This window comes from Alcanivorax sp., from assembly GCF_002726155.1.
Classification (GTDB): domain Bacteria; phylum Pseudomonadota; class Gammaproteobacteria; order Pseudomonadales; family Alcanivoracaceae; genus Alcanivorax.
Window position 1 is genome coordinate 1 of sequence record NZ_PBSH01000051.1, and the last position, 22366, is coordinate 22366.

At 59.6% G+C, this 22366-nt stretch carries 18 protein-coding genes; 6 read left to right on the forward strand and 12 right to left on the reverse strand.

Annotated elements, in window-relative coordinates; genetic code table 11:
* From CL546_RS15470 to CL546_RS15520, 11 genes are all read right to left on the reverse strand, one after another.
* Window positions 1–2912 (reverse strand): beta strand repeat-containing protein (locus CL546_RS15470; protein ID WP_290496558.1); only part of this gene is annotated, 2912 nt, incomplete at its 3' end.
* 178 nt (window positions 2913–3090) lie between these two features.
* Entirely contained in the window at window positions 3091–3561 is a 471-nt protein-coding gene (locus tag CL546_RS15475) for a hypothetical protein (protein WP_290496560.1), read from the reverse strand.
* A gap of 337 nt (window positions 3562–3898) precedes the next feature.
* Window positions 3899–4960, reverse strand: coding sequence for a protease modulator HflC (gene hflC / locus CL546_RS15480; protein ID WP_290496561.1), 1062 nt, complete (start codon window positions 4958–4960; stop codon window positions 3899–3901).
* Window positions 4960–6132, reverse strand: coding sequence for an FtsH protease activity modulator HflK (gene hflK, locus CL546_RS15485; RefSeq protein ID WP_290496562.1), 1173 nt, complete (start codon window positions 6130–6132; stop codon window positions 4960–4962). The genes hflC and hflK overlap by 1 nt, the downstream gene beginning before the upstream one ends.
* Before the next feature lie 37 nt (window positions 6133–6169).
* A complete protein-coding gene (hflX, locus tag CL546_RS15490; protein WP_290496563.1) occupies window positions 6170–7543 on the reverse strand; it encodes a ribosome rescue GTPase HflX in 1374 nt (457 codons plus the stop codon).
* 133 nt (window positions 7544–7676) lie between these two features.
* Window positions 7677–7958 carry an RNA chaperone Hfq gene (gene hfq / locus CL546_RS15495; RefSeq protein ID WP_007149110.1) on the reverse strand — a complete coding sequence of 94 codons (282 nt, stop codon included), beginning with the start codon at window positions 7956–7958 and terminating at the stop codon, window positions 7677–7679.
* Between the two features lie 246 nt (window positions 7959–8204).
* Window positions 8205–9191: a tRNA (adenosine(37)-N6)-dimethylallyltransferase MiaA gene (gene miaA, locus CL546_RS15500; protein ID WP_290496566.1), complete on the reverse strand. Its 987-nt coding sequence runs from the start codon at window positions 9189–9191 to the stop codon at window positions 8205–8207.
* A gap of 73 nt (window positions 9192–9264) precedes the next feature.
* Window positions 9265–11136 carry a DNA mismatch repair endonuclease MutL gene (gene mutL, locus CL546_RS15505; protein ID WP_290496568.1) on the reverse strand — a complete coding sequence of 624 codons (1872 nt, stop codon included), beginning with the start codon at window positions 11134–11136 and terminating at the stop codon, window positions 9265–9267.
* A gap of 102 nt (window positions 11137–11238) precedes the next feature.
* Window positions 11239–12591, reverse strand: coding sequence for an N-acetylmuramoyl-L-alanine amidase (locus CL546_RS15510; RefSeq protein WP_290496570.1), 1353 nt, complete (start codon window positions 12589–12591; stop codon window positions 11239–11241).
* A gap of 6 nt (window positions 12592–12597) precedes the next feature.
* The gene (gene tsaE / locus CL546_RS15515) at window positions 12598–13026 is read right to left on the reverse strand and encodes a tRNA (adenosine(37)-N6)-threonylcarbamoyltransferase complex ATPase subunit type 1 TsaE (protein WP_290496596.1); all 429 of its coding nucleotides are present in this window, start codon (window positions 13024–13026) and stop codon (window positions 12598–12600) included.
* Window positions 13023–14561: an NAD(P)H-hydrate dehydratase gene (locus CL546_RS15520; protein WP_290496572.1), complete on the reverse strand. Its 1539-nt coding sequence runs from the start codon at window positions 14559–14561 to the stop codon at window positions 13023–13025. The genes tsaE and CL546_RS15520 overlap by 4 nt, the downstream gene beginning before the upstream one ends.
* Before the next feature lie 99 nt (window positions 14562–14660).
* Between CL546_RS15520 and queG the strand changes: the two genes are divergently transcribed.
* Complete coding sequence (gene queG, locus CL546_RS15525) at window positions 14661–15716, forward strand: tRNA epoxyqueuosine(34) reductase QueG (RefSeq protein WP_290496574.1); 1056 nt, start codon at window positions 14661–14663, stop codon at window positions 15714–15716.
* 174 nt (window positions 15717–15890) lie between these two features.
* On the opposite strand, the gene orn is transcribed toward queG, so the two are convergent.
* Window positions 15891–16436 (reverse strand): oligoribonuclease, encoded by a 546-nt coding sequence (gene orn / locus CL546_RS15530; protein ID WP_063539288.1) that lies wholly within the window; start codon window positions 16434–16436, stop codon window positions 15891–15893.
* A 100-nt stretch (window positions 16437–16536) separates the two neighbouring features.
* Between orn and rsgA the strand changes: the two genes are divergently transcribed.
* The 5 genes from rsgA (at window position 16537) to CL546_RS15555 (ending at window position 22243) form a co-directional block, all read left to right on the forward strand.
* The gene (gene rsgA / locus CL546_RS15535) at window positions 16537–17589 is read left to right on the forward strand and encodes a small ribosomal subunit biogenesis GTPase RsgA (RefSeq protein WP_290496576.1); all 1053 of its coding nucleotides are present in this window, start codon (window positions 16537–16539) and stop codon (window positions 17587–17589) included.
* 135 nt (window positions 17590–17724) lie between these two features.
* A complete protein-coding gene (locus tag CL546_RS15540; protein WP_290496577.1) occupies window positions 17725–18543 on the forward strand; it encodes a sulfurtransferase in 819 nt (272 codons plus the stop codon).
* Window positions 18544–18618: 75 nt separating this feature from the next.
* Complete coding sequence (gene asd, locus CL546_RS15545) at window positions 18619–19485, forward strand: archaetidylserine decarboxylase (protein WP_290496578.1); 867 nt, start codon at window positions 18619–18621, stop codon at window positions 19483–19485.
* A gap of 152 nt (window positions 19486–19637) precedes the next feature.
* The gene (locus tag CL546_RS15550; protein ID WP_290496579.1) at window positions 19638–20783 is read left to right on the forward strand and encodes an alpha/beta fold hydrolase; all 1146 of its coding nucleotides are present in this window, start codon (window positions 19638–19640) and stop codon (window positions 20781–20783) included.
* A 443-nt stretch (window positions 20784–21226) separates the two neighbouring features.
* Window positions 21227–22243, forward strand: a complete 1017-nt coding sequence (locus CL546_RS15555; protein WP_290496580.1) for a glycosyltransferase family 9 protein — start codon at window positions 21227–21229, stop codon at window positions 22241–22243.
* Window positions 22244–22366 lie beyond the last annotated feature (123 nt).

A 22366-nucleotide genomic window follows, 5' to 3' on the forward strand; every position in this document is an offset into this window, starting at 1 on the left:
CCCAGGAGCCACTCCACAACAGGCGCGGTGCCGGAGTTGGCCACCGAGTTGTTGTCCGAGGCACGCACAGAGTCTTTGGCGGCCAGGAAGGAGGTGTACGGGGTGGTTTCATCAGTGATGGTCACGTTCTTCGCCGTAGCCGCACCTTCGTTGGTTGCCGTCAGGCTCCAGATCACACACTGACCCGGCTCCACTTCCGTGGTCTGGGTAGCAGCGAACGGGCTATCGGGTGTCCAGGTCGGGGAGGCATCGTTACAGCTACAATCCGCATCCACGCCGGCCGTCTTGTTCAGACGTACCTGGCCGAGAATGACTTCGGTCAGGTCGGTGGCGGTGGCAGACGCATCGGCACCCGCAGTGTTGTCTTCATTGATGGCAGACAGGGTCAGGGTGTCCTGGGTGCCCTGCGGCGCATTGGCCGGCGCGAACACAGTCACCTGCAGTTCCACTTTCTCACCCGCTTCCAGCGTCAACTCCGGCGAGTTATCGCCGTCTGCATCCGCCACACCGATTTGAACCGGGTTACCCGCCTGATCGCGCACCCACAGCTGGCCAGCCGTGGCCAGAGCGGCGATCTGGCTCAGCTCACGGTAAGCATCGGGAGTACCGTCGTTGTTGGTGTCCACATACAGCTGGGTGGTGTTGGTCCAGTCCGGCGCATTGGAGTTTGCAGCACTCAGCTCAACGGTTTCGGTGGAGTTACCGTCGTTGGAAAGCACGTGCGGGTAGTCCACATTACCGCCTGGCTGTACCTGGTTGGCACCGTCAGGAGTGATGCTGATATCACGATTGGCAACAACGTCTACCGCATCCAGTTTGGAGTCGTTGATGTTGCTGTCAGAGGCGGAGGTCACAGTGAAGGTCACCGGATAGTCACCGTCGCTGTCGTTGGTATTAACCGCATCACCGCCGGTGTAGTCCGCTTCAGCCAGGGCCACGTTGGAAGACACTTTCACTTCTGCGGTGTAGTGGTAAACCGCGCTGGCAGGCAGGTTCGGGGTGGCCGTTACCACGGTGCCGGCATCAGCGGTGTTATCCAGGGTGCCATTGCCGTCGTTGTCGATACCCACTTCCTTGAATACCACCGTCCAGCCGGAAGGCAGAGAGGAACCCAGCGTATAGGACTGTGGGTTACCGGATTCATTGGCGACAAACAGGCTGAAGCTGGTGGTTGCACCGGCCGCAGCTGAATTGGTGGTGGTGGGTGTGCCGGTGTTGGCATCCGCATCCACTGCACTGTCACCCAGACCGGTTGCCGTGGCGCTGTTGGCAATATCCACAGCCGCCGCATTAATGGTCGCGAGCACACCCTGAGTGTCATCACTTTGGTTATTGTCGCCAGCGGACGTGGCAGTGAGCGTATAGGCATAGGGGCCTGCACCACTGGCCGACGCCGGCAGATCCGCTTTCACGGTAATATTCAGCGCATTCGCTGCACCTGGCGCCAGGGAACCGGTATCCGGGTTGCCATCGCCATTGGTATCGGTGATTTGCACTGTGCCAGCCGCATTCCAGAAGCTGTAAGTGGTGCCCGCGGGGAAAGTGCTGCCAGCCGTATCCACGCTCAGTTCAAACACATCGTCGCCGTTACCGTTGTTGGTGATGGTGTGCTTGAAGTCCACCACGGCACCGCTGGCGGCGCTGGCGACGTTGAACACGTCATCATTGGTGGTATCGGGGGCGATTTCGGTGTCGTCCGCATCCACGGCATAGGTCTGACCGATAACGGTGGTTACCGTGTTGGAAGTCACCGGGTTATCCGGGGTGTTATCACCATCCAGGTCGCCCTGGGCGGCAAAGGTGTTCTTGATCTCAGTACCTGCAGCAGCAGCCGGATCAAAGCTGACGGTATACACCACAGACACGGTAGTGTTCACGCCCAGGCTGGCATCGGTCAGCAAAATACCGGGGATACCGGTTTCACCGCTGGTACCGTCGCCATCCAGGTCTACACCGGCGGGCTCATCAATAGAGGCCAGAGCTGCCGGCGTGTACATGGTGGTCGCATCCGCCGGGATATTCTGGTCCGTACCGGTATTGTCTTCGTAGGTGTCACCATTGGATGCCAACAGACCATTCACCGTGGTGATATCCACGAAGGTAGCGTTGGCCGGCACCGCATCGAAGATGTCTACCGCGGTCGCCGCACGGCCACCGTTGTTTTTCACCGTCAGGGTGTAGGTAATGGTGTTGGCTGTCAGATCAACGGACGCCGCCTTGGTGGTTACCAGCACGGCATCGGTGGTCACTGTCACCTGGTCGCTGTTGGTATCGTTACCGTCTGCGCCGTTAACACCGTCAGAGTCATAGGTGCCAGCATCGCCGTTGGTGCCGATATCCTGTACCAGGCCACCGTCATTGGCGTCGAAGCTGCCATCGCCCCGGGTCGAACGCACCAGCAAGGTGCCATCGATGGTGGCGCCCGCTGCGGTTCCGGAGGGAACCGGCACGGCCAGGATCAGCTCGACCTGGTCACCGGCATCAACGATCACTGACGTGGCGGCGCTTTCACCGGCATCGGGCTGACCATTGCCGTTGGCGTCGATAAACACCTGATAGCTACCCGCTGCGCCGGCACCATTCAGCCCGTCAAGAGTGAAGGTATCGGTGGCATTACCGGTGTTTTTCAGGGTGTGGCTGAAGTAAACGGTTTCACCCGGCGCACCGGATTTGTTGCCGTCATTTTCCAGCGTACCCGCATAGACTTCTGCAACGGTCACTACCGCTTCATTGGACTGTGCGGAGTAGCTGTTGCCGTTGGCATCTTCATAGGTAACGGTTGCCTTGTTCTTGATGTCCGTCCCTGCGTCAGTCAGCGCCCACGCTTGCCCTGCGGCAAACAATAGACCCCCAGACACAAGGGATGCGGCCATTTTCGAAGACAACACGCCCTTATTGAAGGCATGTTTCATGGCTTCATTCCTTTAATGGATTGTGTTTTGGATTACCCTCGGTTTCGAAAGCCTTGCGAGAGCGGCCCCTCGTTATTCACAAGCGGTCCGCCCCTCCCCATGCGGCCGATCGCTACGATCAAGCCGCTCGCACAAGACTTCCCGGGATCTTTCGATCCCGCGTCTGCTTCTCCCGGAGCTACTGCACCCGTACCCGGTAGCGGTATTCCTGCACCTGGTCAGGCTGCAGGCTGCCTTTCGGCTGCCAACGCACCTGGGTGTAGTCGCTGGGAGAAACCTCGACGTTCTTGGACTGGCCATTTTCGCCAGTAACTGTTTTGGTGACCGGCTCAGCCTGGAAGCTGTCGCCGTTATCAATGCTGACGGTGAAATCGGCGCTCACCTGGGTGGCAGCACTGTCTTTTAGATAAACGGTATTCGCCGGAACCGGTCCGGTAATCACCAAGCCGGAAAGCGGCTGGTCACCGTTATTGGTATAAGTCAGGCGGTATTCGACAATGTCCCCGGGACTGGCCTGCTCGGCTTCCTCCACCACTTCCTTGCCGTCTTTGTTGGTCACCAGATAAGAATCCATCTGGCTGGATAACGGAGCATCCGCCCAGACAACAGCGGACATCAAGAGCATCAAAGTCGAAAAGAACAGTTTCATGAGCATCATTCCCGGTAAATCAGGGCGCCACCCTGACCTTCACTCAATACATCGCACCGTGCGACATACCCCTATATGAAAATATTTTTTGTGACGAGAGTCCCATCCAGGAACTCTGTTACTGTAATTCTTTGTGACAGCCTGCGCATTTTGCACAAAAAATGTCGACTTTGGGTGAAGGGAATGTAAAAAGACCGTAAACGAAAAATGGGACTATCGCTCCAGGCAGACCCCGAAAGCCGCGCATCCAAAGGCTTACAAGGTTGTAAGCAAAAGCTTACAACCAATAAAAAACCCGCCAGCGGCGGGTTTTTTTGCGACGAACAGCATTCACATATCAGGGCCTACCGTTTGCCCCCTTCAGATACCGGAAGAAATCACTGTCCGGCTCCAGAATCAGCACGTCTTCAGGCTGGTCGAAACTCTCCGTATAGGCTCGCAGGCTACGATAGAAACGGAAGAACTCCTTGTCCTGATTATAGGCTTTCGCATAGATCGCGGCGGCCTCGGCATCACCTTCACCCCGTGAGCTTTGCGCCTTGCGATACGCCTGGGCCAGTGTCTCGGTGCGCTGACGATCCGCCGAGGCGCGAATTTTCTCCGCTTCCTCGCGGCCCTGGGAACGGTGCGCCGCCGCATCACGCTGGCGCTCCGCCCGCATCCGGTCAAAGACCCGGCCACGGACCTGGTCCGGCCAGTCCACCTGCTTGACGCGGATATCCACCACTTCGATACCCAAATCTTCCAGGGTGGACTTGTTCACCTCTTCACGTACCTGGTCCATCAGCGCTTCACGCTGATCATTGGCCACGCTGGGGGCGGGTGACTCACCGTCTTCCTTGCCGGCTTTAGCCTCACGCAGTACCGATTCATCCAGCTGATCGGTCGGCACTTCTACCGTTTCCCCCGTAGTGGGGTCGCGAATAATAGCCTTGTCACCTTCCACTTTTTCCACGTCGCTCTCGCCGGCCACCACCTGGAATACGGTGCGCGAAGCAAACTCGTTACGCAGGCCTTCGTTTATCCGAGGGTCCAACAACTCACGGGCGCGGCGTTCCATTACCTGCGAATCAGAAGAACCGCCGCCCACGCTGACGATATAACGCTGCACATTGCTGATACGCCAGATCACGAACGCATCCACGTTGAGCAGCTTTTTCTCGGCGGTCAGGAATGACTGGGTGCGCACGTCATAAACCAGTGCACGCCCGTCCACCTTCACCACTTCTTCCACCAGCGGCCATTTGAAGTACAGACCCGGCTCAATGTCGGTCTTGTCGATCCGGCTGAACTGTTTCAGTACCGCCTTTTCTTTCTGGTTCACAATGAAAAAGGAATCCAGCGCCAACAACGCCAGCACACCCAGGGCCAGCAGCGCCATCCATCCACGATTATTCATTAGCGCAGCTCCTGGTTTCGGTTGTTGTACAGGCTGCGGCCGGTATTGCGGCCACTGCCACCATCATCCGCGCCGGCACTCGAGGTCGTGCCGGAAGGCGTCGCGTTCTGGTTCGGAGCCTTGACCTTGCCGTCCTGGTTCTTCATCAGCTTGTCCAGCGGCAGATAAATCAGACTGTCACCCTTGTTCACGTCCACCAGTACTTTACTGGTGTTGCTGAACACCTCGGTCATGGTTTCCAGGTAGAGACGTTCGCGGGTCACATCCGGCGCCTTGCGATACTCGGTGAGCAGGTCTGTAAAGCGATTGGCATCACCCTTCGCTTCGTCAATCACCTGCTGCTTGTAGGCAAAGGCTTCTTCCTCAATGCGCTGGGCTTCACCACGGGCCTGGGGAATCACTGAATTACTGTACGCTTCGGCTTCTTTCTTGAAGCGGTCTTCGTCTTCTTTCGCCTTGGATACATCATCGAAGGCATCACGCACCGCATCCGGCGCTTCGGTTTTATCCAGCACCACCTGGCGCAGCACCAGGCCGGTATCGTAACGATTCAGATAATCATCCAGCCGTTCGCGAACCTGTACCCGGATTGCCTCACGGTTATCCTTGAGCACATCATCCATGGAAGATGACCCCACCACATGGCGCAAAGCCGAGCTGGTAGCGTGTTCCAGAATTTCTTCCGGTTGCGCAACCTTCAGCAGGAACGGGCGCGGATCCAGCACCTGATATTGCACCTGCAGGGTCACGCTGACGATGTTGGTGTCCTTGGTGAGCATTTCTTCGGTAATCTCGTAGCGGCGGTTCTGCCCCACGTCCACCTTCTCGAACTGCTCCAGAATAGGCGCCCGCCAGTTCAGGCCCGGCTCCACGATGCGATCGAACTTACCGAACCGCAGCACCACGGCGCGTTCGCGCTGATCCACCTGGAAAAAACCCATCAGGCCATAGCCGATAGCCACAATCACCAGCGCGATGACCAGCACCGGCCAGGGAGACCCGCCGCCACTGCTGCTTCCGCCACCGCCGGACTTGCCGCCTTTGCTGCCGAAAACATTGTTGATCTTGTCTTTCAGGTTTTTCAGGGCTTCATCCAGGTCCGGCGGCCCCTGGTCGCCACCACCACCCCAAGGGTCCTTCGGCTTGTTGCCGCCGGGTTCATTCCACGCCATGTAGATCTCCAGTCCGCCAGAGCCAACGGGCTCCAGCCTAATGATGACTCGCGTTTGACGAGCGTTCTGAATTGTAGGAAGGGGTGTCGTCACCTGCAACCGCAGGGGCCGGAATTACCAGCTCTTCCTCTTTTAATCCCTGTTCACGGAGCAGTCGTTCGAAGTGCACCCGATTCACATTGATACGCAGTAACATGCTGCCGTCGGTAGCGGTCTGCTCTTCCAGCACCTCACCGGCCTCGTGCAAGCGCGCGCGCAGGCGCCCTGCTGAAGCCGGCAACCTTACCCAGCAATCCACCCAGCCCGCCGCCAGCCGCTCTGCGATGGCCTCAAACAACAGGTCGAAGCCGTCACCGGTCTGTGCGGAAATCCATACCCGCCAGGGCTGCCCATGCTCGTCGCGTTCAATCCGGGGAGGCTGATCCAGGTTATCGACCTTGTTGTAGACATGCAGCACCGGCAGCTTGTCGCCACCAATCTCTTCCAGCACTTCGTCCACCGCGGCCACATTGCTGTCACGCTCTTCCGCGCTGCAATCGGTCACATGCAGCAGCAGGGTGGCGTTGACGGTTTCTTCCAGGGTGGCCCGGAATGCCTGCACCAGCCGGTGCGGCAGGTGACGAATAAAGCCCACGGTGTCCGCCAGAATGGCGGGGCCGACGCCCGGCACCTTCACCTTGCGCAGGGTCGGGTCCAGCGTGGCGAACAACTGGTCCGCCACATAGACATCCCCGGTGGTGATGGCATTGAAAAGGGTGGATTTCCCCGCATTGGTGTAGCCCACCAGGGAAATCAGCGGGGTTTCCGAGCGCTGCCTCGCCCGGCGCCCTTGAGCACGCTGCTTACGGACCTTGTCCAGCCGCGATTCAATACCGCGAATACGGTCACGCAATAAACGGCGGTCCGTTTCCAGCTGGGTCTCACCCGGGCCACGCAGGCCGATGCCGCCTTTTTGTCGCTCCAGGTGGGTCCAGCCCCGCACCAGGCGGGAGGACAGATGGCGCAACTGCGCCAGCTCAACCTGCAAGCGCCCCTCGTGGGTACGCGCCCGCTGGGCGAAAATATCGAGGATCAACCCGGTGCGATCCAGCACCCGGCATTTCACCACACGTTCCAGGTTACGTTCCTGGCCCGGGCTCAGTGCATGATTGAACAGCACCACGTCCGCCTTGTGCTCGCTCACCATGGCGGCCAGCTCGTCGGTTTTGCCGGTGCCGATGAACAGGGCCGGGTCCGGGCGATCGCGCTTGCCGGTTAACTCGACCACCGGCTGCACACCGCTGGAGGTGACCAGGTGATGAAATTCGTCCAGATCTTCACGCCCCATGGCATCGGGCAGCTCCAGATGAACCAGAATCGCCCGTTCACCAGCTTCGGTACGTGTTTGCTCTGTACGATCAAATAATTCCATAGGATCCGGATATGGGGACAGGTGGCCCTAGTTTAAACCAGGATGACGGTGGAAAGGCAGGAAATACGTACAGGGCACAACGCACAGAGCCACCCGAAGGTGGCTCTGTGTGACTCAGGCGCAGCAAACAGTGTTACTGATTGCCATACCCTTCGTCGGCAGCCGGGGCAGCCGTTGCCCCTGCGGCCATGGCCGGGTTACCGGTTGCGCGCGGGTTACGGGCCGGCACCACGGTAGAAATCGCGTGCTTGTACACCATCTGGCTGACTGCATTTTTCAGCAGCACGACATATTGGTCAAAAGACTCAATTTGCCCCTGCAGCTTTATTCCGTTCACCAGAAAAATAGATACCGGAATACGCTCCTTACGCAGCGCGTTCAGGAAAGGGTCTTGTAGCGAGTGCCCCTTTGACATGGCAGTTCTCCTTGAAATAACAGTAAAAAGTAGCGCCCAACACTTCGGGCAATCAGCGCGTTAAAGCAGCGAAACCGTCCCAAACGGCCACCACCTTCGCCCGGTGCGCCACCGGGCAAATTTTTGTCAACAACCCAAGCAAAAGGTTCCGGGTCCCGACCCATCCATGGCCGCGACACCATTCCCAAGCAACGTCGCCGACCTATGCAGTCATTGCATTATAAACCAAAACGCATGCTTTCTGGGCTAACTAAACACAGATTTACAGTTCTTCGCAAGCAGCCCAAACAGCGCCTCTCGCTGTGACAGATCATTACTGTCGAACCACTGCAGATCCGGCCATTTTCGCAACCATGTGAACTGGCGCTTGGCCAGCTGGCGGGTGGCAATAATGCCCCGCTCCACCATGGTGTCGTAGTCGTACTGGCCGTCCAGATATTCCCACACCTGGCGGTAGCCCACCGCCCTGATGCCCGGTAACTCCGGATGCAGTTGCGGCTGCTGCCGCAGCCCTTCCACTTCGGCCAGCAAACCCGCGTCGAGCATGGCCCGGAAACGCAGGGCAATCTGCTCGTGCAGCCAAGCCCGGTCCCGGGGCGCCAGCGCCAGGCTAAGCACGGGATACGGCAACCCACTGAACTGACTCAAACCATCCCGGTTCTTTATGACAGTTGTATGATGCTCCGCATGGAACGCGGACAACGGTCTCCCGGTAAGGCGAAACACTTCCAGCGCTCTCTGCAGTCTCTGTCGATCCGTGGGCTTGAGCCGCGCCGCTGTCACCGGGTCCACCTCGGCCAGCGCCTGATGCACCGCCGGCCAGCCCTGCGCATCGGCCAGAGCCGCAATCTCCGCCCGCACCTGCGGGTCCGCTTCCGGCAACGGCGCCAGCCCTTCAACCAGGGCTTTGAAATACAGCACCGTGCCGCCCACCAGCAACGGCAGCTTGCCGTTGGCGTGGATCTGTTCAATATGCCTGAGCGCATCGGCGCGAAAATCCGCAGCGGAATAGGGCTCGGTCAGATCACGAAAGCCCAGCAAACGGTGCGGCGCCAATGCCAGTTCCTCTTCAGTGGGGCGGGCAGCGCCAATATTCAAGCCCTGATAGACCAGCGCCGAGTCCACATTGATAATTTCGATGGGCAGGGACTGCACCGCCTCGATAGCCAGCGCCGTCTTGCCGGAACAGGTGGGACCCATCAGCAACAAGATAGGCAAGCACGCTTCAGGCATCACGCTGACACGCAAAAGACCGCGCGCCCTCCGCGTGTTGCCTGTCTGCGTATCGCGTGCAAGCGGCCATGATTCACTGCCCCCGCATGAACAGTCGATCCAGATCCTTGATGCTCATCTGGGTCCAGGTGGGGCGGCCGTGGTTGCACTGGCCGGAACGCTCGGTGGCTTCCATATCGCGCAACAGGGCGTTCATTTCCGGAATCGTCAGGCGACGATTGGCGCGCACACTGCCGTGGCAGGCCATGGTGGACAACAGCTCATCCAGTTTCTGGGCAATGCGCTCACTGCTGCCTTGCGCCAACAAATCCGACAATACATCGCGCACCATGGACTCGCTGTCACCGTTACGCAGCAAGGCCGGCACTTCACGCACCACCAGGGTTTCCGGGCCGGCGCGTTCCACCGCAAAGCCCAGCCGGGAAAACACCTCGGGCTGCTGCTCGGCAAAATCCGCTTCCCGGGAGGACACCGCCAGCGACACAGGCACCAGCAATGGCTGGCTACGCACCTTGTCGTCCGCCCAACTCTGCTTGAGCCGCTCATAGGTAATCCGTTCGTGGGCGGCGTGCATATCCACCACCACCATGCCCTGCTGGTTTTCCGCCAGAATAAAGATGCCGTGCAGTTGCGCCACCGCGTAGCCCAGCGGCGGCACGGTTTCATTGTCGCTGGCCGGCGGCATCACCGCCGGCGCCGACTCACCCACCTTGCCGCCAACCAGGGCTCCGTAGGCATCCGCCTGACGGGCGCCCTGGCCGTAGCCAAACGCGCTGCCCCCCGTGGGCGGATAGGCCTGCCCGGGAGACGGTGACAGGGACGACATTCCGCCCCCCATTGGCGAAGACAGCGACATATTGCCCTGACTCGGCGCCATAGCCGCCTCCATGCCAGCGGCTGGAGCACCCTCATCCACCACCGAACCCGCCAGTTCCTGACCGGGGCGCACCCCGGCAATAGCACGATGCAGGGAGCTGTAAAGAAAGCCGTGCACCATCCGCTGCTCACGGAAACGCACTTCGTGTTTGGTGGGATGAACGTTCACATCCACCATGGCCGGATCCAGTTCCAGAAACAGCACATAAGCCGGATGACGGCCATGGTAGAGCACATCCGCATAGGCCTGGCGCACCGCGTGGCTCACCACCTTGTCGCGAATCACCCGGCCATTCACATAGAAATACTGCAGATCCGCCTGGGAGCGGGAAAAGGTGGGCAGCCCCATCCAGCCATGCAGACGCAAACCATCACGCTCCACGTCCACCGGTACGGCCTGCTCCATGAAGCCCTTGCCGCACAGCTTGGCCACCCTTGCCGCCCGCAGAGTGTCATCCAGCCCGGCGGGCAGTTGATGAATGACCTTCTGGTTATGGGTGAGACGAAAAGCCGTATTGAACTCACTCAGGGCAATGCGCCGAAAGACTTCTTCGAGATGATTGAATTCGGTTTTTTCGGTGCGCAGGAAACGGCGTCGAGCCGGCGTATTAAAGAACAAATCGCGCATGGTCACGGTAGTACCACGGGGATGCCCCGCCGGCGAGACCGTCGGCGCCATATCGCGCCCTTCCACGGTAACCTGCCAGCCTTCCGCTTCGCCTTCCACGTTACTGGCCAAGCTCAGTCGAGAAACAGAACTGATCGCCGCCAGAGCTTCACCACGAAAACCCAGGGTGCCAATGGCTTCCAGATCATCCAGCCCTCGAATTTTGCTGGTGGCATGGCGGGACAGGGCCAGCGGCAAATCATCGCGTTCGATGCCACTGCCGTTGTCGCGTACCCGCAACAGCTTCACCCCGCCTTGCTCCACATCCACACTGACGGATTCCGAGCCGGCGTCCAGCGCATTTTCCAGCAGCTCCTTGAGCACAGACGCAGGGCGCTCAACCACCTCACCGGCGGCAATCTGGTTAGCAAGGCGGGAATCAAGCAGCTGAATCTTGGACAAAACAAATCCTTTAGAAAGTTATCTGCCCCGACACACAACGCTCACCCGGCACGCTTGGCGTTTAGCGTGCCGGCATGATGCGTGCTGCATGCCAGCGGAATATTATGAACGGGGAATTTTCAGCACCTGGCCAACCATGATGCGATCACCATTCATGTTGTTGGCCGAACGGATCGACTGCTCGGAAACACTGTACTGCCGGGCAATTTCCGACAGTGTATCACCGGGCTGAATACGATACTCATCACCCTGCTCACGGCGCTGGGCCGCATACCAGCTATTGGGTGCCGGGTGGCTGCGGAAATAGGCATCGATGCCGTTAAGCACCGAACGGGCCAGCTTGGTCTGGTGCGCCGAGGAGCGTAAATTCCGCTCTTCGGTGGGGTTGGAGATAAAACCGGTTTCCACCAGGATGGAGACCATTTCCGGCTCTTTCAGCACCGCAAAGCCCGCTTGTTCCACTTTGTCGCGGTTACCATGCAGCTTGGTGACTTTACCCATTTCCAGCAGCACCTGGCGGCCCAGATAGAGACTGCCGGCCATGGAACCGTTCATCTGCAAATCCGCCAGCACACTGTAGAGCGAACTGTCGTCTTCCTCTTCTTCATACACCCCGGCCACGCGGTCAGACTCGTTGGCAATCTTGGCAAGATAGCGGGCACGGGCACTGGTGGCGCCCCGATTGGACAAGGCAAACACGGAGGCGCCATGAGCGCGGGCATCGGTGAAGGCATCCGCGTGAATGGAAACAAACACATCCGCGCCGTGCTTTTCCCGGGCGATCTTGCGTCGCTCGACCAGTGGCACGTAGTAATCCCCATCGCGCACCATCACTGCCCGCATGCCGGCTTTGTCATTGACCAGCGCTTCCAGCTTTTTGGCGATCTGCAGAACAATGGTCTTTTCATAGGTGCCGCTGGGACCACGGGCACCCGGGTCCTCCCCGCCATGCCCTGCATCAATGGCCACAATCATCAGCCGCTGCGCCTTGGGTTCTGCTGGCGCCTGCGGTTTGGGCTTGTCGGCCTTGGCGGTTTGCAGCTCCTTGTCGAACAGATCCACCACCAGACGCCAGCCGTGGGGCTCAATAGGCTTGAGCAGATTGGTGCGGGTACGTACGGACTCTTTCATGTCCAGTACCACACGGGTTTTATCGGTGTGCTTGCCCACCCGGATATTGGCAATGGGGCTGCTGGCGTAATCCAGCGTTTTCACGTCGAAATCCAGCGCGGCGTCCTGCAGATCCAGCACAATGCGATCCGGGTTGGCCAGCTTGTCGAGCTTGTGGTCCACCGGTGCGGGCAGGTCAAACACGATCCGGGTGTGATCCGGCGCCCGGTGCAGGCGCACGGAGTCGATGGTGGTCTGGGCAAACGCCAGCGAACTCCAGCACAGGCCTGCCAGAGTGAAAAGAACTGTGGCTACGGTCTTCTTATTGTAAATGCGTAATCTCATAGGCGTTTAATCGCTACCCCATTCCAGGGTCGCTTTTCTTCCGTGGCCATTCACGGCCAGTGTAATGGTCAAATCCGGCGTTGGCACCACTCCAGCACCCCGCTCCGGCCACTCCAGCAAACACAGGGAGCCAGCATCGAAATAATCCCGCACGCCGATCAGTTCCAGTTCTTCCGGATCCGCCAGACGATACAGGTCAAAGTGATAGATATGGACGCCAGCAATCTCGTAGGGTTCCACAATAGTGTACGTCGGGCTCTTTACGGCCCCTTCATGCCCCAGACCACGGAGCATACCGCGAACCAGGGTGGTTTTCCCTGCACCCAGGTCCCCTTCAAGATAAACGCAGCCGCCCGCCGCCAGGCGGCGGCCCAATTCAGCGCCCAGCAACAGGGTCGCCGCCTCATCCGGCAAATCGTAAAACTCCTGACTCATTGGCGCCCCGTCTCTTTCTGCCATTCGCATTCCTGCAACCCGTGATTCAATTGTTGGCGCAATCCATCCAGCAAGTCTGTGGCCAACAAGCCACGCTCACCCTGCAGCGCCGCACAATGGTCCGCCGCGCGGGCATGCACCATGGCACCAAACCGGGCGGCGTCGAAGCTATTGAGGCCCTGGGCACGCAGGGCCGCAATCACCCCGGTAAGCACATCGCCCATGCCGCCGGACGCCATGCCCGGGTTGCCATCACGAATCAGCGCCCGACCCGGCCCGGCGTCCACGGGCTCGCCCTGCACCAGAGTGCCCAGCCCCTTGAGCAGCACGGTACCGCCATAACGGGCAGACAAACTGTCCAGCGCAGCAAACCGATCCTGCTGAATGTCGCCAGCGGACACCCCCAGCAGCCGGCCCGCTTCGCCGGGGTGCGGGGTGAGCACCCAGTCCGCCGAGCCGATATCGGCCTGCCCGGCGATCAGGGTCAGCGCATCCGCGTCCACCACCATTGGCTTGCCCGCTGCCAGAGCGGCATCCAGCAAACCTTGGCCCCACGCATCCAGCCCCAGCCCGGGACCAATGGCAATCACCGTGGCCGCCTCCATCAACGCGGCGGCGTCTTCCGGGCGATCCACCCCGCGCACCATGATTTCCGGCTGGCGGATCAACGCCACCGCCACATGAGCCGGACGCGTAATCAACGTCACCTTGCCCGCCCCGCAACGGGCGGCGGCCTGGGCACTCATGACCGGCGCGCCGGCAAAACCGTGATCGCCACCAATCACCAACACATGGCCGTAATGGCCCTTGTGCCCATTACGGCGACGAGCTGGCAGACGGTGCTGCAGCGTCTCGGCGCTGGGACTAAGGCAGTCTGGCTGCAGCTGGGCGTAGACATCCCGCCCCACCTGCAAATCGAAAAAACGCAACGCGCCACAATGCAACGGCCCTTCGCCAGTGAGCAGACCGCGTTTGAGGCCAATAAAGGTACAGGTCATCTCAGCCTGCAATACTGCCCCCAAGGGCATGCCGCTATCGGCGCCGAGTCCCGAAGGAATATCCAGTGCCAATACCGGAAGCGACAACCCATTCAGGGCGCGCAACAACGCGGCCACGTCATCACGCAGCGTACCGTTAAGACCGGTACCCAGCAGGCCATCTACCAACAGGTCCGCAGAGCGCGGCAGGTCCGAGAGGGTCAGCGACTGCATGGGAATAGCTGCCGCCTGGCAGCGCCGGGCCATGGTCAGGGCATCGCCCTTGAGCTGATCCGGCGGGGTGATAAACCAGATTTGTGGCTGCAGGCCAGCCTCGGCAGCCAACCGGGCCACCACATAGCCATCGCCGCCGTTATTGCCACCGCCACACAGCACGGCCAGCGTACTGGCCTGGGGCCAGCGTTCGCAGAGCGCATCGAACGCGGCCTGTCCGGCCCGCTCCATCAAGTCAGCGCCCGGCGTGCCAGCGGCAATGGCCAGCCGATCCAGCTCGCGGGTCTGCGCCGCGGTGTATAAAGCAGCAGGTAGCTCAGTCACCTGTTATCCTTCGCGTTATTTCGTGCGCCCCCGCTTACCGGGGCGCCACAACACATTCCCCGCCATTATACGCACGAGAGCCGGTTGCCCCGAAACGTCATGGATCTGAATCAACTGAAAGCCCAAATCCAGCAATGGGGCCGTGAACTCGGCTTCCAGCAGATCGGTATTGCCGATACGGATCTGCACGCGGAGGAAGCGCAATTGAAAGCGTGGCTGGCGAAAGGTTATCAGGGGCAAATGGAGTGGATGTCAGCCCACGGCAACAAACGCTTTCGTCCGGGAGAGCTGGAACCGGGCACCCTGCGGGTGATTTCCGCGCGCATGGATTACCTGCCCCCGGACACCCAGCCGGTGAAGTTGCTGCAACAGAAAGACAAAGCCTATGTGTCCCGTTATGCCCTGGGCCGTGACTATCACAAGCTGATCCGCAAACGCCTGGCGATTCTGGCCAGCCGCATTCGCGAGGAAGTGGCGGACAGCGAGCTGGCACGGGCCTTTGTGGATAGCGCCCCGGTGATGGAGAAACCGCTGGCGGCGAAAGCCGGGCTGGGCTGGCAGGGCAAGCACACCCTGGTGCTGAACCGGGAAGCGGGAAGCTGGTTTTTCCTGGGCGAGATCTACACCGACATTGCCTTGCCGGTGGACACCCCCGGCGAAGACCATTGCGGCAAGTGCAAAGCCTGCATCACCGTCTGCCCCACCGACGCCATTGTGGCGCCATACGAGCTGGATGCCCGGCGTTGCATTTCCTACCTGACCATCGAACACGAAGGCAGCATCCCGGAGGACCTGCGCAAGGGCATCGGCAACCGTATTTTCGGTTGCGACGACTGCCAACTCATGTGCCCCTGGAACCGCTTTGCCCAACACACCGACGAAACCGATTTCCACCCCCGCCACGGGCTCGGCGACAGTGATCTGGTCTCACTGTTTTCATGGAGCGAGGAAGAATTTCTGGAACGCACGGCGGGATCGGCGATTCGTCGCGCCGGGTATCTGAAATGGCTACGCAATATTGCCGTAGCACTGGGGAATGCACCCACCACCGAGGACATCGTGCAGGCGTTGAACACCAGGATGGATTACCCGGATGAGACGGTGCGCGAGCATGTGTTGTGGGCACTGGAGCAGCACGGCGCTGCCAATCCCTGACAACGCTTCGGCCAACTTCCGCGCTGACGCGCGGTTCGCACCTCGAGAGGTACTCCTACAGGCGCTCCGGATCCGGGGTTCCGTAGGGCGAAGACAGGCTCACGCCTATTCACCCTGCGTTTCTTTCCTGTTTTGCATGTCAGCGTGTTGCGTGAAGCGTGCCAGCGGCGCCGGTCAGGCGCTAATAAAATGCTCGCGGTAATACACCAGCTCGGCGATGGATTCGCGGATATCATCCAGCGCCAAATGCTTGTTCTCTTTACTGAAGCCCGGCAGGATTTCCGGCTTCCAGCGCCGCGCCAGCTCTTTCAGGGTGGACACATCCAGGTTGCGGTAATGGAAGAAGGCTTCCAGTTTCGGCATGTAGTTGGCCAGGAAACGGCGGTCCTGGCAGATGCTGTTGCCGCACATGGGCGACATGCCCGCTTCCACATACTGCTCCAGAAACGCGATGGTCTGGGACTCTGCGGCCGCGTCATTCACCATGCTGGCTTTCACTCTCGCCACCAGCCCGGAGTTGTTATGGTGAGTGGTATTCCATTCGTCCATGCCATCCAGTAGCGCATCGCTCTGATGCACCGCCAGCACCGGCCCTTCCGCCAGCACATTCAACTCGGCATCGGTAACAATGGTGGCGATCTCAATGATGCGATCGTTTTCCGGGCTCAGGCCGGTCATTTCCAGATCGATCCAGATCAGATTATTGCGCTTGTCGGTCATGGGCTCGGCATCTCTTTGCTACGCGGAATGTGGCCTCCATGGTAGCATGCCCCCATTGTCATACTAGATCCCATACCCGAAGACAGGACCGCAATAACCCGTGGCCAAACGCAAACTCAATCGCCGCCAGCAATGGCGCATCGAAAAGATCCAGGCGGAAAAGCGCGACCGCGCCAACCGTCGCACCGACCAGCAGGAAACCCTGGTGGCCGACGATCTGGGCGATGAGCAACACGGGGTCATCACCGCCCACTTCGGCCAACAAGTGGAAGTGGAAAGTGCTGACGGTCCTGGCGCTGACAACCGAACAACCCGCCGCTGTCACTTCCGGGCCACCCTGGAGCAACTGGTGGTGGGTGACAAAGTGATCTGGCAGCCCCCCAAAAGCGAAGGCCTGGGTGTGGTCGTCGCCATTGAGCCCCGCGACACGGTGCTCAAACGCCCGGACCTGTACGGTAACCTGAAACCGGTCGCTGCCAACGTGGAGCAGATGCTGGTGGTGTTTGCGCCCTTGCCTACCCCCTCCAGCTCGTTGCTGGACCGTTATCTGGTCGCGGCGGAACTCTCTGGCATTCCCGCCACCCTGGTCCTCAACAAGGCCGATCTGATCGACGAAACCCTGCGCCCCTTTGTGGATGAACTGTCCGCCATGTATCGCACCCTGGGTTATCCGGTGCTGGAAGTATGCGCCCATCAGAGCGAAGGGCTGGCGCCACTGCACGAAGCGCTGATTGGCAAAACCAGCGTGTTTGTCGGGCAATCCGGGGTAGGCAAGTCCTCGCTGGTTAATGGCGTATTGCCGGAGGCCGACCTGCAGGTGGGCGAGCTGTCCAGCAACTCCGGCCTGGGCCAACACACCACCGTCACCGCCCGATTGGTCCACCTGCCCACCGGTGGCCAGCTGATCGATTCCCCCGGCATCCGCGAATTCGGCCTGTGGCATATCGGCGAAGACGACCTGCTGCACGGCTACCGGGAGCTCTCCGAGCTGGCGGGTTACTGCAAATTCCGCAATTGCTCACACCGCAACGAGCCCGGCTGCGCACTTATCGCTGCCGCCGACAATGGCGACATCGACGAAGAACGACTGAGTAACTTCTACCAGATTGCCGACACTCTGGATGAGGAAGGACGGGAACGCTATTCCAGTTGACAGCTGTTAGTGGACAGTTGACAGCGAAACCCGGCTACCAGAGCGCCGTTATATAAGGAATAATGGGCCGCTCCAAGACGCGCTGTTTTGACTTTTAGCTGTCAACTTTCAACTGTCCACTATCAATTGTCTTTTATGCTGCCATTGCTGCTCGAACCCGCCGAACTCGCCAATCGCCTTGACGCCGACAAGCTGCTCATCCTAGACCTGAGCAAGCCCGCCGTTTACGTGCAGGCCCATGTGCCCGGCGCCATTCACCTGGACTTCAAGCGCTTGCAGACCGGCGCCCAGCCTGCACCGGGCATGATCCCCTCGGATGACGCCCTGAGCGACCTTTTCTCCGAGCTGGGCCTGACCCCGGACACCCACGTTGTCGCCTATGACGACGAAGGCGGCGGCTGGGCCGGGCGACTGCTGTGGACCCTGGACGCCATCGGCCACAAGCACTACAGCTACCTGAACGGGGGCATCCACGCCTGGCTGGCAGAAGGTCACCCCACCAGCAGCGAAGCCCACGACCCAACCCCCAGCGATTATGAAGTGGGCGCCCATGATCCTCTCACCGAAGTGGACCTGGATTATCTGCTGGCCCACTATCAGGATGACGACGTGGTGATCTGGGATTCACGCTCCCTGGACGAATTCGACGGTGTGCGTGCTTTCGCCCAGAAAGCCGGGCACATTCCCGGTGCTCGCCACCACGAGTGGACCGAGCCCATGGACAAGCAGAACAATCTGCGCCTGCGCCCCCTGGACGATATCCGTGCCGAACTGGCCGCCCTGGGCATCACCGGCGACAAGGAAGTGATTACCCACTGCCAGACCCACCACCGCTCCAGCTTTTCCTGGCTGGTGGGCAAACTGCTTGGCTTTGAACGCATGCGCGGCTACGCCGGCTCCTGGGCGGAATGGGGCAACCATCCGGACACCCCGGCAGAAAAGTCCGATGCCTGACGCGGCCAAATCAAAAAGCCCCAAACCGGGCGGCTCGCACCACACCCCATTAATCACAAAACCAAGGATTTCCCCTTGAACAACTGGCGCGACAAACTGTTTGTTACCCTGCAATACCTGGTTCCCCAGCACGGCCTGTCCCGGCTGGTGGGCATGCTGGCCCGCAGCGAAGTGCCGTGGATCAAGACCACTTTCATCAACCAGTTCATGAAGCGGTTTGGCATTGACCTGTCCGAAGCGCAAATTGAAGACGCGGACCAGTTTCCCACCTTCAATGCCTTTTTTACCCGGGCCCTGAAAGCCGACGCCCGGCCACTGGAAGCCAGCGGCGACAACGACATTGCCTGCCCCGCGGACGGCGCCGTTAGCCAGCTGGGCGCCATTCGCGCCAATCAGGTATTCCAGGCCAAAGGCCACGACTACTCACTGTACGACCTGCTTGGCGGAGACAGCGCCCTGGCCAGCGAATTCACCAACGGCCAGTTCGCCACCATCTACCTCTCCCCCCGCGACTATCACCGGGTGCACATGCCCTTTACCGGCACCCTGCGCGAAACCCGCTACGTGCCCGGCGATCTGTTCTCGGTAAATGAAGCCACCGCCAACGGCGTGCCCAACCTGTTTGCCCGTAACGAACGCCTGGTGTGCATCTTTGATACCGAGCAAGGCCCCATGGCAGTGATTCTGGTGGGCGCCATGATCGTCGCCGGCATCGAAACCGTGTTCAGCGGTCAGGTGACACCGCTGCCCAAACAGGTGGTCACCACCGACTACCTGCGCACCGCCCCCATCACCCTGAAAAAAGGGGAGGAGCTGGGGCGCTTCCTGCTGGGCAGCACCGTGGTCATGCTGTTTCCGGAAGGCAAAGCCGGGTTTGAACAACACCTGAAAGCCGGTAGCCAAGTAAAAGTGCGCGGCAAACTCGGCGCCTATAGTCACTAAAACACCGACAGCCAATACTCGCTGCGCAGCAATCCCCTTTATTGCTTCGCAGCGAGTATCCCCCCTGACATTCCTTCCGGTCCGCACGGCAACTGCCCTGTTCCGGATCTCCCCTACAATGACCGGCCGTAGATCTTTTGCCGGTGCAATCTATGCTCACAGACACCTTCCAGCAGGCCGTTTACAAACGAACCCGCCCTTGGCGACAACGCCTTAACAATGGCCGGGCTCGACTGTTTGACGCTCAACAATTGAGCCAGGCAGAACAAACGCCCTACGAGATTCTGTTTGACGATGGCCTGGTGAAATTACGTTTTTACCCACCGTTGGCAGAAAGCGCCATTCCATTATCTGACGGCACCGTGATTCCCGTCAGCCAGACACCTCAGCGCACCCCACTAGTATTGGTGGCTCCGCTGGCGGTGAACATGCTGATCTATGACCTGTTTCCCCAGCGTAGCTTGGTGCGCTACCTGCGCGCCCGTGGTTTTGAGTTGTATATGGTCGACTGGGGCCGCCCAGGCAAATATCACAACCATTTAAGCCTGAGCAGCTATTTTGCGGATTATCTACCCAAACTACTGGTGCATGTTCGCCGGCACAGCGGTGAACAAAAATTAAGTTTGCACGGCTGGAGTTTCGGCGGGCTATTCAGCTTGTGTTACGCCGCGCTAGGCAAAGATCCCGACATCAGCAACTTGGTACTGATCGGCGCCCCTACGGATTATCATCGCAACGGCGCATTAGGCGATCAGTATCGTGCCCTGAGCCGGCGCGCCAAGTGGATCCGCAGCCGCACAGGCCTGCGTATCCACAAGGTTCCTGCCAACTTGTTGCGCTCACCGGGCTGGGTAAACAGCCTGGCGTTCAAGCTCACCAATCCGATAGGCAGCCTGCAGGGCTACTGGAGCCTGCTAAAGAACCTGCACGACCGTGACTTCGTCTCTTCCCACGCCACCAACGGGGCCTTTCTGGATGACATGGTGGCGTACCCCGGCGGCGTCATTCAGGACATTGTTCGCTATCTGTGGACTGATAACGTGGTCGCTCACGGCCAGCTGCCCATGGCAGGCACCAACGGACACCTGAACCAGGTCACCGCCAACGTACTCAACATCACCGGTGCCAACGACCCTATTGTCACCCCGGAATGCAGCCAGGCCATGAGACCGTTGATTCGCAGCAAGGATAAAACCTTTATCACCATTGATGGCGGCCACATGGGCATCCTGGGCAGCGCCGCTGCGCAGAAGCAGAGCTGGGGGCGCATTGCGGACTGGTTGATAGAGCGGGATTAAATCGCTGCGACGAGCTGCTAGCGACAACGCGGGTTAGGCGCGGTGCCTCACGGTGACAGCCCTGCCCGCAGGATCCAGTTGAAAGTTCAAAGTTGAAAAGGAAAACCGGAGCGACACCAGCCTCTCCGTTGTCCCTACTGTAGGAGCCCAACTTGAGGGGCGAACCGAGCGGAGCGAGGCGACAGGAATCCAGGTCTACCCGCAATGTTTCCTGAAACCTGTCGAGCCCAAGGAACTTTTCTGGCTTTACCTATCTGTTTTTCGCAACTCGCAACTCGCAACTCGCAACTCGCAACTCGCAACTCGCAACTCGCAACTCGCAACTCGCAACTCGCAACTCGTCATATAACCGTCATTCTTGCCGCCTAGTCTGAAAGACGTTTCCGCTGACGACAGTGTTCGCTTTCATGCCTCGCCTGTTGATTCTTTTCCCGTGCAGTCACATGGGCAATCTGCTGATTGCCCTGCCACATTTACGCGCCATGCTATCGACACATCCGGATGCCTTGCTGGTGGTTAATGCGCGCTACCAAACATTGGTGAAGCAAAGTTTACCCGGCGAAAAGCGGCTTCTTTTTTACCCGGAACAGGCACTCTCTTCATCCCGACCGTTATGGCAACGGATAAAACACTATCTGATGTTTGTTCATGCCATGCGACGTTTTCGCGCAGACCTTTGTGTAGACATTGAAGGCGAACAGAAATCCGCCACGCTGAGCCGGCTGTCCGGTGCGACAACACGCATCGGCCCACCGCGCCGCCATGGCCACTGGTTCTATAACATGTCGCAGGAACCGGACTGGCAAGGGCACCGCTGGCAGGGATACGCCAGCCTGAGCCAACCGGCGGCAAGCGCGCCAGCGCATTACCTGCCGCTGGTCGAATGCGCTGACAGCAACGCGCGCATTTGCGCCTTGCTGCCCATGCACGCCGCTGATACACGACTGATCGTGCATGTCGGTGCAACCAAGACGTACAAAATGTGGCACGCGGAACAATTCGCATCCCTGTGCCAGCAGGCACGTCGAGCCGGACTCACCCCCATACTGGTCGGGGCCGGTCACAAGGACCGTGTGCAAATTGCCCGCGTGCAATCCTTCCTCTGTGAACCGGTGCTGGATCTGTGCGATCAACTCAACCTGTCGGAATTCATCGCACTGCTGCAACACAGCCGAGCCTATGTGGGTAACGACAGTGGCCCCATGCATCTGGCGGCGGCCTGCGGCATTCCCACCGTCGGCCTGTTCGGCCCCACCAACGACAACCTCTGGCGCCCCCTCTCACCCCATGCCCGAGTATTACGTTGGCAAGCCTGCACCGCGGAATGTGAGCGCAGCAGCTGCGTGCAGGACACCTACCCCTGCCTGCAACGCATTACTGTGGATCAAGTGATGGACACGCTGTTGGCGCTGGGCGTGCCTGTCGGCGCACATGCCAACACATCCCGACGCGCGGTATAACAGGCCAGCACACCCCGCTTTGATCAACAGCATGATCACCAACGAGACGCTTGCCTGAAGCCGGAAAAAAGAAAACGCAGCCCGTCTCCGGACTGCGTCATTGTCAAAAAATGGATCTGCCTT